General features: G+C 35.3%; 13 protein-coding genes. 7 read left to right on the forward strand and 6 right to left on the reverse strand.

Annotated elements, in window-relative coordinates:
- Positions 1-113 precede the first annotated feature (113 nt).
- The 5 genes from tatC to NFRAN_RS00530 form a co-directional block, all read right to left on the reverse strand.
- Complete coding sequence (gene tatC / locus NFRAN_RS00510) at positions 114-956, reverse strand: twin-arginine translocase subunit TatC (protein WP_134482582.1); 843 nt, start codon at positions 954-956, stop codon at positions 114-116.
- A gap of 153 nt (positions 957-1109) precedes the next feature.
- Positions 1110-1925 (reverse strand): DNA-methyltransferase, encoded by an 816-nt coding sequence (locus tag NFRAN_RS00515; RefSeq protein ID WP_172601999.1) that lies wholly within the window; start codon positions 1923-1925, stop codon positions 1110-1112.
- A gap of 143 nt (positions 1926-2068) precedes the next feature.
- Positions 2069-3355 (reverse strand): 3-dehydroquinate synthase II, encoded by a 1287-nt coding sequence (locus NFRAN_RS00520; protein ID WP_134482584.1) that lies wholly within the window; start codon positions 3353-3355, stop codon positions 2069-2071.
- On the reverse strand, positions 3312-4109 hold the full coding sequence (locus NFRAN_RS00525; RefSeq protein WP_134482585.1) for a 2-amino-3,7-dideoxy-D-threo-hept-6-ulosonate synthase: 798 nt from the start codon (positions 4107-4109) through the stop codon (positions 3312-3314). Before NFRAN_RS00525 ends, NFRAN_RS00520 begins: the two co-directional genes overlap by 44 nt.
- A gap of 76 nt (positions 4110-4185) precedes the next feature.
- Complete coding sequence (locus tag NFRAN_RS00530; protein WP_134482586.1) at positions 4186-5079, reverse strand: NAD+ synthase; 894 nt, start codon at positions 5077-5079, stop codon at positions 4186-4188.
- A gap of 143 nt (positions 5080-5222) precedes the next feature.
- Between NFRAN_RS00530 and NFRAN_RS00535 the strand changes: the two genes are divergently transcribed.
- From NFRAN_RS00535 to NFRAN_RS00565, 7 genes are all read left to right on the forward strand, one after another.
- Positions 5223-6422, forward strand: coding sequence for a citrate/2-methylcitrate synthase (locus NFRAN_RS00535; protein WP_134482587.1), 1200 nt, complete (start codon positions 5223-5225; stop codon positions 6420-6422).
- A gap of 167 nt (positions 6423-6589) precedes the next feature.
- A complete protein-coding gene (gene purM / locus NFRAN_RS00540) occupies positions 6590-7666 on the forward strand; it encodes a phosphoribosylformylglycinamidine cyclo-ligase (protein WP_134482588.1) in 1077 nt (358 codons plus the stop codon).
- Positions 7667-7843: 177 nt separating this feature from the next.
- Positions 7844-8038, forward strand: a complete 195-nt coding sequence (locus tag NFRAN_RS00545) for a hypothetical protein (protein ID WP_134482589.1) — start codon at positions 7844-7846, stop codon at positions 8036-8038.
- Positions 8039-8155: 117 nt separating this feature from the next.
- Positions 8156-10252, forward strand: coding sequence for a tRNA uridine(34) 5-carboxymethylaminomethyl modification radical SAM/GNAT enzyme Elp3 (locus NFRAN_RS14190; protein WP_172602000.1), 2097 nt, complete (start codon positions 8156-8158; stop codon positions 10250-10252).
- 9 nt (positions 10253-10261) lie between these two features.
- On the forward strand, positions 10262-12043 hold the full coding sequence (gene lysS / locus NFRAN_RS00555; protein ID WP_134482591.1) for a lysine--tRNA ligase: 1782 nt from the start codon (positions 10262-10264) through the stop codon (positions 12041-12043).
- Between the two features lie 158 nt (positions 12044-12201).
- On the forward strand, positions 12202-13728 hold the full coding sequence (locus tag NFRAN_RS00560; RefSeq protein WP_134482592.1) for a hypothetical protein: 1527 nt from the start codon (positions 12202-12204) through the stop codon (positions 13726-13728).
- A gap of 158 nt (positions 13729-13886) precedes the next feature.
- Entirely contained in the window at positions 13887-14294 is a 408-nt protein-coding gene (locus tag NFRAN_RS00565; protein WP_134482593.1) for a hypothetical protein, read from the forward strand.
- Here the strand turns inward: NFRAN_RS00565 and NFRAN_RS00570 are convergent.
- Positions 14291-14683: a DUF6659 family protein gene (locus tag NFRAN_RS00570; RefSeq protein WP_134482594.1), complete on the reverse strand. Its 393-nt coding sequence runs from the start codon at positions 14681-14683 to the stop codon at positions 14291-14293. The two genes, NFRAN_RS00565 and NFRAN_RS00570, sit on opposite strands and share 4 nt — an antisense overlap.
- Positions 14684-15442 lie beyond the last annotated feature (759 nt).

Consider the following 15442-nt stretch of genomic DNA (forward strand, 5'->3'; position numbering starts at 1 on the left):
TTTTTTTGTGTATAGCAGGTTTGTAGATGCTCTAGGTTCTGGATTTCGGTTCCTTTCACCATCGCCTCACCCTCACCCTCACCCATACCTCAAATAAATCCTAATGATCATTTTCAATCTAGTGTGGGGTTTCGAAGCCTTGTAATTAAGATACCTAATGAATACAAAGCAAGCAGAGGTAAAGAGATAAACCACATTGTTAATCCACTCCCATCAGGTGTTAGGATTGCACCAAAGATGATCATGATGAGCAATGCAAATTTAAAATTCTTTATCCAGAACTTGTAACCTACAATACCACTAAGTGAAAGAAAGTACATTACAAGCGGGAGTTGAAATGAAATTCCAAAGGCGATAAAGAAATACAGTATGAAATTTATAAAATCTGAAATATTCAAAAATGTCAGGACGCCAATTGATTGTCCATACTGATACAAAAAATCCAGTGCCATTGGTACGGCTACATAAAAAGAAAACAATATACCTGCAAAAAATAGGGTGACCGTTGGCATTATTATAGTCAGTACGGCCTTTCGTTTGCTCGTTATTGAAATTGCAGGGCTTACAAATGCCAAAATTTCTCTCACAATTAGCGGCACGGCGCAAGTGATTGAAATTAAAATGGCTACATAAATTTGGGCAAAAAGAGCCTGACCTGGCGCCGTCTGAATAAGTTCTACTTGGGGAGGTAACAGGCTTTCGCTCAAAAATTGGGTAACTTGGCTGGCAATATTATTGTAGACGGTGGGAACAAGAAAATAAAAGGAATAATTATTTACATTCACCAAATGAATTCCAAATACGGTACAGACTACCATGATAGCGATGGTAATAACCACAATTCTAAGGAATCGATTTCTGAGCTCTTTCAAATGGTCAATAAAAAGCATATCTCCCCCAGACGTCATGTGCCTTAGGGAGTAATAGTGTGCGAACAAAAGATATAAACCATTCATACAACAAAAGGGAAACCGGTTTACAAAATTATTAGGGCCGTAAGCAAACAAGCAAGCCCAGTTGTAATAGGAAAATATTACAAAGGAGTTTGTAAACTTTGACTTTTGGACGAGAAGACTAGTCCGAACTATACTAGACTAAAATAAACTAACCTAGACTACATGTGATGTAATTTTTTTCCAGTTTGCAACCAATGCTTCTGGCCTTATGTGTAACTTTTCGCTTTTGATCCGGAATTTTGCTAAATCCACATACTCTTGCTTTATCTCTATTCCAACAAAGTGTCTATCCAAATTATAAGCTACTTTTGTAGTCTGACCGCTGCCATTAAATGGATCAAGCACAATGTCACCATTATAAGAATAAATCTTCATCAAACGGTAAGGTATTTCTTCTGGAAATGGGCATGGATGATTAATATATCCTGGCGGAACAGGGGCAATATGCCAAACTGAATTGGCTATTTCTTTTGTCCATTCTTCATGTGTCGCTGGTAGAATTTCTCGCCTCTGGTTGCGACCACTTTTCACATCACCCTTTCGAAGGACGAGTATAAATTCATGCATTATATTAGCACGGTAGTATTTTGGATACGGATTTATGACAAATGACCCATATCTGTTTGTACCTCCGGTAACCTTGTGCCATATTATTTCTTCATGTAAACTCCAATTTCCAAGAGGTTTGACTAATCTTGATAATAGCAAATGTGGTAACGGAATTAATGTTCCATTTACAACTTCATTAGCGATAACTATGCAACAATATCCACCCTCCTTGGTTACCCTGAAAACTTGGTCGTTAAACACTGACTCCATATTGTCAAGATATTCTTCTAACGTAACTTTGGTAACACCCCTATAGTATTCTGAATTTTTCTTGGTCGTGTGCAAATCATAGTCAATTGCGTTCCCGTACGGGGGTGATGTGACGGTCAATTGAATTGTATTAGCTGGAATGTTTTTCAATAGTCTATTACAATTTCCCAGCAATATTTTATCATAAATAGATTCAGGCCTAAGTAGCACAAATTATTCTTTAGAGTAGAGCCCATAATCCCAATACTCTAAAAATATCAACTGATTGATAAAAAAAATTAACAACTTGTTGTTTACTTTTCAAGAATGTACTCATTTGAAACCTCCATTCCAAAGTGCCTTCCAGTTGGAGGCTTTGAGTAAACCAATACGGAATCCCCTTTCTTTGCATGGGTAACTGGAAGGATATCCCCATCTTTCTGCAAAAATCTTATAGTTTCTGCATTCTGAACTATTATACTTCCAAACTCATTGTCATTGATTTTGGCCTTAAATAATCTCAATGGTCTTGATTCAATTTTTGCTCTTCCAACCCCAACCACTCTTGCAATCCCTTTGTCGTTGACGATGTAAACCTGGCTTCCAGCTTCTAATTCTGATAGGTAATTGGTAGTACCTCCAGGAATAATAGTGTAACAGTGAACAGCTCCTGCATTGACTCTAAAAGGCCTGGGCGAGGTAAATGATGAGCCAATAGATTCATTGTGAACAAGAAACAGAAAATTTGATTTATTACCTACAAGCATACCTTCTCCCTGTGTTAACATAGAAACAGTATCGATACAAACTCTTTCTCCCATGCCAACATCTATGATTTCTTCTATCACTGCAGGTTTGATTTCAAATCTTGATTTATTAATGATTTTGCTTACCCTGTCAATTTCATCTGCGTCTTGGACAGATATTACCACACCATCAACTCCAAGCTCCAGTATTGTAAACAGGGTTTCCACTTCATCTATCGATTTAGCTACTGCGAAAATTTCGATATCTGTACTCTGAAGAGAAGCTATGATGTTTTCAAGAGGAATAATTCTCCAATCATCCAAATCTATAATTACAAAGTCTAGTTTATTTGAAATTAGATAATCCTTGATTTGATTAATGTCTTCGTTACTTTTTACTTTTTTGTAGACCCCGTATTTTGAGTTTAAATGTGTGGAATCGTCTGCGACAACTGATTCTGAGGATGAGGAAAGAGCAGTGGGGGTTTCAGCACCTGACAAGTTTTCAGCACCTTCAATAACTAGTACATAATCTGCATTTTTAGAACTAAAGATAATTTTGTTTTTAAATGCTAATCCTTTCTCCTCCTTTTTATCAATAGATTCGACCTCAGAAGGGTCAATATACACAAGATCTACCTGGTCTTTGACCTTGTTAACTAGGTCTACAATTTTAGCGAGCTCATCTTTACCTATTTTTTCTGGTTTTATTGATAAATCGGTGTTGCGATATTCTTTTGGTTTAAGTATTATCTTTTTCTTTTTATTTTTCTTATCTATCTGATGATGATGATGATGATTATGAGAGTTCTCATCTTTTGCTTTTTCTTCTAGACTTCTTTGACTGTTGATCATTGGAATCCTTCTCAAATATGATAGAGTGTAATGCTTTTATTATTTCATTGGGCCTCTTGTGTTGAAATACATTTCTTCCAAATGTTACACCAATTGCCCCTGCTTTCATTGCATCACTACACATTTCCAAAATTTCTGCATCTGAATTGGTCTTTGGGCCACCAGCAATAACAATGGGAACTGGACAACTTTTTACTACCTCTTTAAAGGAATCAATGTCTCCTGTATATACTGTTTTTACAATGTCAGCGCCGGCTTCGGCGCCAATCCTGGCAGCATGAGCCACAACTGAACGCTCATGTGGATTCTTTATATTCTCACCCCTTGGATACATCATTGCTATTAATGGAATGTTCCATTCGTTACACTCATCTGCAACCAGCCCAAGTTTGTACAACATATTGGGTTCTTCTTTAGAGCCTATGTTAATGTGCAATGATACACCATCAGCGCCCAACCTGATAGCTTCTCTTACAGATCCCATCAGTATCTTGTTGTTTGGGTCGGGCCCAAGCGATGTTGCTGCCGACATATGAGCTATAATGCCGATTTTTGGTGGAAAGTGAAGTGCCTTTATGATACCCTTGTTAATTAAAAAACAGGTTAATCCAGAATCCTGGGTTTGCTCTATAAGACCATTAATATTTTTTATTCCTTCTATTGGTCCACTGCTAATCCCATGATCTAGGGGAATACAAAGCATTTTTCCATTCTTAAGAATTCGATGAAGTCGTATATCTTTCCCATGGACCATAATAGAAGAAAAATCGATTTCCTATTTAAAAGTGATATGGTTGTTGAAATAGGAGTGAGTTTCCTTCCTTGTCAAGTTATTTTTTTGTTATAGACGACAAGTTACAAACAGGGGGCAATGATAATTTGTGTTCATTTGTGATAACTAGGTCTTGGACTCTTTTAATGGACTCTGTTTCAATACCTCTGACTGCTGCTACAGATTCTTTCAGAAAATCTGACCCGTTTTTTGTTGCTTCTGCTGTTAATGACGATGATGATGATGATGATGCTTTTGTTCCTGATGGTATTACCTTATCCTGTTGTTCTCTTAATCCTTTTTGAGTACCAAGTATTATCTTGTCAATGATTAAATCCAGTTGACTAAATGGTAGACCTAACTCCTCTTCTGTTATCTGGTCAGCCCACAACCTTGCACTACTTTTTTTTTGTAAAATAGAATCCGGGATCTTTAGATATTTACCTAGCTCAATAATCTGTGACTTGTACAGGTCGCCTAGAGGCAATAAATCAGCAGCACCATCCCCATATTTTGTAAAATATCCAAGTACTAGTTCTGTCTTGTTTGACGACCCGACTACTAGTCGTCCGCTTAAAGCGGCATAATAGTACAAAATACACATTCTAATTCTAGCGACTAAATTTCCTTGAACAAGCCTATTTTTGGTTTCCTTCTCTAAGACATCCAAAAATGCTTTTTTGACCGGATTTATGCTTATAATTTTAGACTCGATGCCTAATTGATTACACACCTGCATACCATCTGCTATATCGTTTGCAGGAGTAATATCATCATCTGGTAAGAGAATCCCCAAAACATTTGTTTTATCTAAAGCCTCTACTGCTAGATATGCCAAAACGGCTGAGTCAATACCTCCAGAGATTCCTATCACTGCACCTTTTGATTTTCTAGTTTCTATTTCACTCTTTATGAAATTAACAATTGCTTCTTGTACTCTTGAATAATCCATTAAGGTTGATGAAGTTTAGGAATATTACATTAAATTTGTTACTATTTAAAAAATTATTATGGTAATAGAACATAAATTATGAATCATAAAGAATAATGGATACAATATTTTAATATATAGAAACCATATTAGATGTAGGGTCATTGGACACACGTAATATTGGTTTGAGGAATATCGAAGTAGCAGATACTAAAATATCTTCCATCGATGGTGAGAATGGAAAATTAATTTACAGAGGCTACGACATCCTTGATCTTGTAAATCATTCCACATTCGAAGAAACATCATATCTTTTGCTATATGGTGATCTTCCTCTCCAAGACCAGCTAGAGGAATTTAGCGCAAAGTTGGCTTCACAGAGAAGAATTCCTGATTCAATATTCAAGAACATGAAAAATAGGCCAACTACCGCAGATCCAATGGATGTATTGCAATCATCAGTTCTAGAGCTGGCCGATTATGATGCTGATAGGACAGACGAAAGTAAAGCAGCAAACTTGGCTAGGGCCATATCGCTTATAGCAAAAATTCCAACGATAGTTGCAGGATGGGATAGAATAAGAAATAAGGAAGAACCAATCGAGCCTTTGCCAAATCGTTCGCATGCACATAATTTCTTGTACATGTTAAAGGGTAAACAACCCAAGTACGATGTCTCAAAAATATTTGATATAAGCCTCATTTTGCACGCCGAACATAGTTTTAATGCTTCAACTTTTGCAGCCAGAGAGATTGCCTCTACTCGTGCAAGTATTTACGCTTCTGTTGGAGGAGCTATAGGTGCCTTATCTGGTGAACTTCATGGAGGCGCCAATATCCAAGTAATGAAGATGTTACTTGAAATCGGTGATATTTCCAATGTTGAAAGTTGGGTAACCCAGAGGATAAAGGAAGGAAAAAGAATAATGGGGATGGGTCATGCTGTCTATCGAACAACAGATCCACGTTCAGAAGTCCTGGCTACACTGTCTAGAGCTATATCAAAAGAAAACAACACGAAATGGTATGAGATGACTGAAAAAATTGAGCAAGTTACAAAAAAATTAATGTACAAGACAAAAAAAATCCACATATATCCAAATGTGGACCTTTATAGCGCATCATTATACTATAGTTTAGGCATTCCAATGGATCTAAACACCACCATCTTTGCTATCTCAAGAATAGCAGGATGGAACGCTCACATAATAGAAGAAAAATTCGCTGAAGCAGCACCAAAGCCGGCCCTTTATAGGCCCAAAGCGGTGTATGTTGGAAGGTATTGTGGCCCTATGGGGTGTGAATATGTCAATCTGGTTTTAAGAAAGCCTCAAAAACCTAACATAGAATCAAAAGCTATTTGAAACGATCTTAGAGTAGACCATCATTTTTTATTTTTTTATTTGGCAACAAGAAATATTATAGTAAGTTTTCTGAAAAAGCAAGAAAATATGAATAGATAATCAATCAATTAAGGTTTTAATTTATAAATCTGATAAAAAATTCTATTTCTATAAAGCTCTTGAAAAATATGAAATATAGTGATGTTGGAATAGATGTAAAACAAATCAAATCAATTCAAGCATTGATAGGTAAGAGTATTGCTAGTACCCATAAATTACCTGCTATAGGTAAAGTCATTTCCGGATTTGGACATTACGCAGGTGTAATACAGTTAGGTGATAATTTTATGACCTTGCATACTGATGGTGTTGGATCCAAGATATTGGTAGCACAACAAATGGAAAAATTTGATACTGTAGGGATTGACTGTATTGCAATGAATGTCAACGATACAATATGCGTTGGCGCAACTCCAGTCGGCTTTTTATCATATGTGGCTTTGCAAAAAACTAATGACTATTTGTTAAAAGAAATTACCAAAGGGTTGGTTAAAGGAGCAAAAATTTCCAAAATGGCTATAGTAGGAGGCGAAACAGCCATCTTGCCTGAAATTATAACTGGCGACAGTAAGAACAATGGATATAATTTTGATTTAGCGGGTATGGTACTTGGATTAGTAAAAGATAAAAAAAGATTAAGACTAGTGGTAGGAAATAAGATAAAACCCGGAGACATTATTATTGGATTAGAAAGTTCTGGCCTTCATTCAAATGGTTACACACTAGCAAGAAAGATACTATTAGACAAACATAACCTTGATGATAGACCTGAATTTCTTAATACCACATTAGGGAACGAGTTGTTAAAACCAACTGAAATTTACACTCAAATAGTTCTTTATTTACTTGATTTGTTTGGCAACGACATTCATGGTTTAGCACACATAACAGGAGGAGGATATACGAAATTAAAAAGACTAAACCCACATGTTGATTATATATTAGATCAAATGCCTCCAATTAGCGGAATTTTCAAACAAATAAAATCTGATGGAAACGTTACCTTTAAAGAGATGTATAGGACCTTCAATATGGGAATTGGATTCTGTTTAATAGTATCTAAAAGTATGGCAAGTGATGTAATTAAAGAGTTGAAACGTAAAAGAACCAAAGGGAAAATCATAGGAAAAGTCAAAAGAAATGGGACTGGTGAAATATTCGTAAAAACCGAAGAAATGTCACAAGAAACCTTAACAAAGTTGTGATAGGTTGTTGATTTCGTTTCAGAGACTAAATTGGTTTGTACTGTAGTTTAAATTCGTGTTTTTGCCCGTTTGAAATTAACTAACGAAATTTCCTTTATAAAAAGAGAAAACCGTATCCTTGGCTACTAATGAGGTGTCAATAAATTTCGTATACATAAGCAAAGAATGTACGAATCAATGAAGGACGGAAGGAAGGGGGAGCGAGAGAGAGAGGGAGAGAGGGAGAGAGTAAGAAGAGATAAGGAAAAAGTTAAGAATAAGACAGTCAATGCGATAGTAGAGAGGCAAGCCAGAATTTTAGCTATTTACAGATTTAATTCTTTTTTTAGACTACTTGTGGTCAAAACAGAGGCGGTCATATTATCGAGTTGATAAAGAGTTGCCTAATATCATCGTAAGTTCGACAAAATAACATCGGAAGAGATATTTTAGTCATATTACATTATTGAATGAGGGTTATAGTATTACTGTTTGTGAGGTTTTGTGTGGTTGAAAGTTTTAAATTCTGAATACAAACTTAAAAAAGAATATGAATTAATTTGTAAAGATATTGCAAACACAATACTCACCTATAACGAAAATTCAAATTTATTGTCAATTAAGGAAATAGATAAAATTATTAAATCAAAGTCTTCCTATTATAAGCTTCCAAGTATACCCAAATATACAGAAATTTTGAGATTTTTGCCTAATGATAGCAGATATAAAAATCTGCTTAGAATAAAACCTGTAAAAACTCAATCTGGAGTTGCAGTGGTTACAGTCATGCCAATGCCTTATGATTGTCCGCATGGAAAATGTATCTACTGTCCTGGAGGAATAGAGTACAATACTCCTTTAAGTTACATTGGAACGGAACCTGCTACCAAAGTTGCACAACACGTAAAGTATGATGCCTATGAACAGGTGCGAACAAAAATAATTCAGCTTATGGATAGAGGTCATGAGGTGAGCAAAGTTGAATTAGTCATAGTTGGAGGAACATTTCCTTTCTATCCTTTAGAATATCAAATCGATTTCACAAAAAGGTGTTATGATGCATTAAATTCCTTCGATAACAACTACGACAACTATAATGATCATTTTATAGGAACACACAAGAGCAAATCAATTGACGTAGCAAATAAAAGCCAAACATATGGTGATGATACTACTACTATTTCTTCGTACTCCTCCTCTTCCGCTACTTCCACTCCCTCCACTTTTTCAACAAACCATCAGGCCAGATTATTTAGGGAACTAGAAAAGGCAAAGGAAAAAAATGAAACATCTAGTATAAGATGTGTAGGACTTACTGTTGAAACAAAACCTGATTATTGTAAGAAAGATCATGTAGATCTGATGCTCGACCTTGGCACGACTCGTATAGAGTTGGGAATTCAGGTCCTAAACGAGATTGTATACAAAAAGGTCAATCGAGGTCATACCCTAAATGATGTATACGAGGCCTTTTTTATATCACGTAATTCAGGTTATAAGATTGGAGCACATATGATGCCCGGCCTTCCTGGATCAAGCATGAGCCAGGATATATCGGATGTAAAAATGCTATTCGAAGATACTCGTTTAAGACCCGATATGCTTAAGATTTATCCAACCTTGGTAATACCAAATACAGGGTTATATGAACTATACAAGAAAAATAGGTATGAAAGCTACTCTACTGAGGATCTAGTTAATTTATTGGTTGAAATAAAAAAAATAATACCACCATGGGTAAGAATTATGCGAATTCAAAGAGAAGTCGAGCCCACAGACATAGTAGCTGGACCTAAAATGGGTAATATTAGACAGCTTGTATTAAATAAGCTGGAAAGAGAAAAAATAAAGTGTAAATGTATAAGGTGTAGAGAAATTGGTCTTGTAAATGAAAACGTAAAGATAACGGATAAAGATATTGAATTATCAAGGATAGATTACAATGCATCAGGGGGTAAGGAGGTATTTTTATCTTTTGAGGTTAAAAACAAGAATTTGCTTTTAGGTTTTCTAAGGCTTCGATTAATGTCATCTCCGTTAAGGGCCGAATTGCAGCCCGAGTCTTTTAGATCACAATCTAAAGTTGGTGGTTTGTTGGCAGTGGGAGAAGAAAAACAAGACTTTGGTCGCATTGATTTTAGTAGAGAAAATGAAACCTTGATTACTTCTGCTATTGTAAGGGAGCTTCATGTTTATGGCCAAGTTGCAAAAATAGCAAGATCGTATGATACTGAATTTACCTCTTCATCTTCATCTTCATCTTCCTCTTCCCAAGGCCTATTGAAAACTGCTAATCTGAAACAATCTTTTGTTGGTGGTAGTGGTGGTGGTGTTGTTGTTGGTAGAGGCAATGATAGTGATAGCAGTAGTGACCATGGTTTTACCAACAATAATAAAACTTTATTCAACACTAGCAACTCATCTTTGTCCTCTTATCTCTATCAACATAAGGGTCTTGGAAAAGCGTTACTTTCTGAAGCTGAAAAAATATGTAAAGAAGAGTACAACTTAAAATTTCTTTCGGTTATTAGCGCTGTAGGCACCAGAGATTATTACCGCAAATTTGGATATACTAATAATGGTCCTTACGTATCTAAAAGACTATAGAAAGTACAGATGAGCAAGACCGTTGAAAATATTATCGGTAAAGGGACTTGGATAGATAAGATTGCAAATACAATTATTGAGAGAGAAAAGAAACTAGGAAGGTCTACTAGCCTGATAAGGGTTGAAAGTGGACTAGGTGCTTCGGGAATTCCTCATATTGGAAGTATGGGTGACGCAGTACGAGCTTATGGAATTTCGTTAGCCCTACAGAATCTAGGGTTTAACTCGGAATTGATTGCATTTTCGGATGATCTGGATGGACTCCGAAAAGTACCTCATGGTATGCCCGCCTGGCTAAATGAGTACATTTGTAAACCAGTCTCTTCTATCCCTGATCCATTTGGAGATTGCCATGATTCGTATGGTGATCACATGAGCGGCCTTTTGTTAGAAGGTTTAGACGCCTCAAACATAAAATATATTTTCAAGAGTGGAACAAAAACATACAAAGAAGGACTCTTAGCAGATCAAACTCATACCATTCTATCTAAAAGCAAGTTGATAGGAGATAAGATTTCAGAATCAACTGGTCAACAGAAATATACACAATTTTTGCCTTACTTTCCTATCTGTGAACAATGTAACAGGCTATATGTTGCAAATTCTATAGAATACATACCTGAAGAGAGAGTCGTGACATATACTTGTAGTGGTAACACAATAGGTAAGAAACCAATTAAAGGATGTGGTCACAATGGTCAATCAAAAATAGATTTAGGAAACGGAAAACTTGCGTGGAAAGTAGAATTTGCAGCTAGATGGCAAGCTTTTGACATAAGATTTGAAGCATTTGGAAAAGATATTATGGATTCGGTTAAAATCAATGATTGGGTTTCTGAAGAAATTCTAAACTTCCATCATCCACTTCATGCCAAATATGAAATGTTCCTAGACAAGGGAGGAAAAAAAATAAGTAAATCGGCTGGAAATGTTTTGACACCGCAGATGTGGCTTCAATATGGAACACCACAATCTCTACTATTATTACTTTTTAAGAGAATTTCAGGTACAAGACATGTTGGCATAGATGACATTCCTCAATTAATGGATGAGTATGATCTATACGAAGACATTTATTTTGGAAAAGTAAAGGAACCAAATGATAGTAAACGAATTAAGATAAACGGAATTTATGAATATATAAACCACCTAAACCCACCAAAAGTATATCCATCATTACACATTCCTTACAGGATCTTGATCCAACAAGCAGAGTTATTTAAGAATCAAACCATAGAGTCCAATATAGTAAACCAGATATTCGAAAGGCTGAAAAAGTATGGACTAGTAAAAAATGAGGATTATTCCAATGAATTATTGCAGAAAAAAATCAATCTAGCGATAAGATGGGCGCGTGATTTATCTGATATCGACCCGAGTGAATCCAATAGTATAGGTAGTACTATTAGTAGTAATAACGTTATTAATTATCAACAAGGCCAGATTAGTGAAAAGGCAAGCTCCAATGATACAAATCTGCTGACATCTGAACAAAAAACCTTGCTTGAAAAAATAAAAATAGAATTCGAAAACCTTTATAATAAAACACTTAAAACTCCACCAGAGGAAAACAGCAATAATGATAGCAACAACGACCAGCTAGCACAAGAGATCCAATCTATTATCTTTAACAATGCAAGGAGTAGTAATCTGCAGCCAAAAGAAGTCTTTAGGTTGTTTTATAGGATTTTGATTAATTCAGAAAAGGGACCCAGGTTAGGTAACTACATCGCAGATCTAGGCTTACAAAACGTAATAGCCACACTGGAAAAAAAGATCTCCTCTTCTTAATGCAGAAAGCAGACAAAAATACTATATATTGTTGCTTGGTGTAATTATATTATTGTAATTAAACCTAGCAAGAGTGGTGAATAAATTATCATGCTTACCGAGTCTGAGGAAGTGGGAGAAGAAGGAGAAGGAAAAGGAATAGGAGGTAGTATTGTAAGGTGAAAAAAGGATCAACGGCACTATCGGGCATTAGTTCAAACCAAACTAAATCAAGTACTGTCAGAGACTTTATTTACACATATCAGAATCTTTTAATGGTATTTGGACTAGTTCTTTCTTTTTCAGGCGGAAGCTGGGATATAACATACCATATTCTCAATATACCTGAAAGTTTTTTTTCTTATCCTCATTCGCTTGTTTATTCAGGAATTCTAATTGTAGTATGCATCTTTTTTATGAATTTGAGAAGGAATTTTCATGCAGAAAAAAAGATAAGGAATAATAACTATATTATTTTGAGCGGCATTGTACTGGTACTTGCCGCAGGACCATTTGATTTTTCATGGCATTCAAAATTTGGATTAGACGGCCTTCTAAGTCCTCCCCATCTTACTCTGCTTAGCGGATGGTTGTTGGTAGCACTTGGAAATTTACGAATTACCAATTTTCGTTTGAATGAATTAAGAGTCAAAAGCCAAAATTTACATGACGATCTTAGCAAAGCAAATCACAATTCTGCTGCTTCAGCTGCTATTACTACTACTACTAAAGCTCATGAAATAAAAGAATTTGATAGTCGTGGTCATGAGCTTGTTGGGGATGATGAACAAAAAGAAGTTCAGGAGGAGAAGGAGGAGGAGAATGATGAGGGCCATTTAATGAAGAAAGGTGAAAAAACCATATTAAAGAATCAAATGCAAAAGAATTATGGTAAACTGATTCCCAACAGTATTATAAATGGGGGACCAAAATTATACAAGCTTCAACTGTTTCTTAATCTTTCAATCCTTTTACTGATCATGTCTGGAATTTTGTACTTTTTCTCACTTCCATTTTCTGAGACGGAATTTTACAATTTCAATCCACCATCTCTTTTGGCATTATTTGTTTACGGACTAGGTTTTCCTATTTTATTCTCGGCATATCTGGTCAAAATTCTTTTGAACTATCCTGATTTAAAAATAATGGTACCGCTAGTAGGAATCTTTTATGTTATTGTAACTTTAATAACACAGATTTCATCAAACTCATTTCTGGCTGAATATTCGGGTTATTACTTACTAAACCTCATCCCGTTTGTCCTTTTGTATGCGGTCATGGCGAGAAGCAGTAGCAGTAGTAGCAGAAGACACCATCTCAGATTCAAAAATAAATTATTAGATAATAAGAGTTCACAGTTTCAACAACAACAACAACAACAACAACCGTCACCAAATCCAGACAATAAAAAAATAATGAATGTTATTTTCTCTCACATACCATCATCGTCTAATTTCAAATATCTTGCTCTTGCCACGACATTTGGATTACTTTCATATTCACTTTGTTTTCCACTGAATACTTATGTTTATAATGAAGAGTTGTACGGATATCTCATATACCAAAATTTGGTAGTAAAGGTTTATCAGGAAATCTTTTTTGAGAATTATGTTATTATAGCGGCCATGTCGGTTGCTGGTGGGTTCTTAGGGTATATGATTCTGCACATAACCAAATCCATGAGGATCCAAAACCATACAAGATAGATGAATCCGTATTGTATCTACGGCTACCACCACCGCCACCACCAGTAGTAGTAATAATAGAGTAGTCAATCAAGTCCCAAATCAAATAAAAAGACAAAAGTGAAATTGATGGCTGCTAGATAACAAGACTTAATTTTTTGTAATATTTAAAGGTCCATATGAACAAGGGTATTGGCCCTCTGCCTGACGTCTCTGAAATGTTGTCCAAGTCTAAAGAAGACAGGATCGTTAGCTATAGGAGGTTTTTTGCAGATTTGAGATTGAGCAGGCTTTATTTTCACTTAACCGTACTCGACTATTTCTCTGGCATGGATAACCCAGATAACAAGAATAATTTTTCTAAAGAGCTGGAGGATTTTGTTTCTTATTATGATGGAGTAAAGCTTTGGTTAGATAATCTGACCAACGAAAAGAGCATTTATGAAGAATTCCGAGACCAATGTTTGCAAGAGATAAAGGCGATCAAGGTCATTATTCAAACTTATGAAGATAGAATGAAACAATCTTTGACTGACTCTACTTCGACTTCATCTTCTACCTCGGATATGACATCTGTGAAGGACTAGATATCATCATATCTATCTGGATCCAAAGGTTTCAAAAAACTAAGAACGTTTTTGATTATTTTTTCATGATCGGCGTCTTTTTCAAGAGATAACCTGATTATATGGTCAGTGATAGGAAAAGATAGCATTTTTACTTTTTTTCTTACAGTCATTGAGTAAAGTACCTCTCCTAGTTTGGGATCAAAATCTGTATGTAATTTAGATATAAGTGCAAATTCCATATACATTTTAATGGACTCGGTTTCACTTTCTAGGGACATAATTCCAGGTCGCATTCCACCATAGACCAGTCTACCCAAATCATTTATGATTCCTACAAATCTTATTTTCTTGTCTATTCCAAGGATAAATTCATAAATTTCTTTATAGTTTAAGCCTTCTTTCACCATGATAATCACCAGAGTCTCTAGATGTTTTTGGATTCAGAATATAATAATGCATTTGAGAATTAGTTATTGAGAACGGTTTAATCAAACAACAATTGTTGTAGTCGTCATCATCAATTAGATTAGAGTACGACATTGCTCTTGTAGAAATCACTATTGTTATTATTATTGACATGATAATTAGAAATCAATCCTCTTTTAATTCATAGCTTTTTAAATTAATATAGTTTTGGCAGTTCGATAAAGAGGCGGTTTTTGAATACTTTAGGATGCTGTTGTCTATTTCATACTGTAGGCTGTTGTCTAGACAAAATTTATGAGGTTCAATAATTGTGGCTGGGAGGGCAATCAACTCGTCGGTATTTATTGAAAAATCTGGAAAAAAAATTAGCAGGCTGTGGAATAAGGTTCTGTGAATTTACCAACTAATGAGATCACAAATTCATTTAATGAAATTTATCATGTTGCACAGTGGAAAGAGGGTAGGCGGGTTAACTATGGAATCTCCTACCCAATTTCCACCATAGTCTTCAGAAGGGTTTGGAAGGACTATTTATAGTTCTTATCTATGAAAGTATATATATCATGATCATGTGTCACTAAATCAAAATACCGTTTCTAACAAGAGGTTATAAAATCTTGTAGTAAAATTTAGACTATACTATCCAAATAAGAAAATACTTGGTCTAAAATGAGCTATTAACAAATAGCATCCCGTCTACAAAAAATTACAAGATAGCAAAAGTTTGTTATCCTTCTTGT

It is taken from the genome of Candidatus Nitrosocosmicus franklandus (genome assembly GCF_900696045.1).
Taxonomy (GTDB): Archaea; Thermoproteota; Nitrososphaeria; order Nitrososphaerales; family Nitrososphaeraceae; genus Nitrosocosmicus; species Nitrosocosmicus franklandus_A.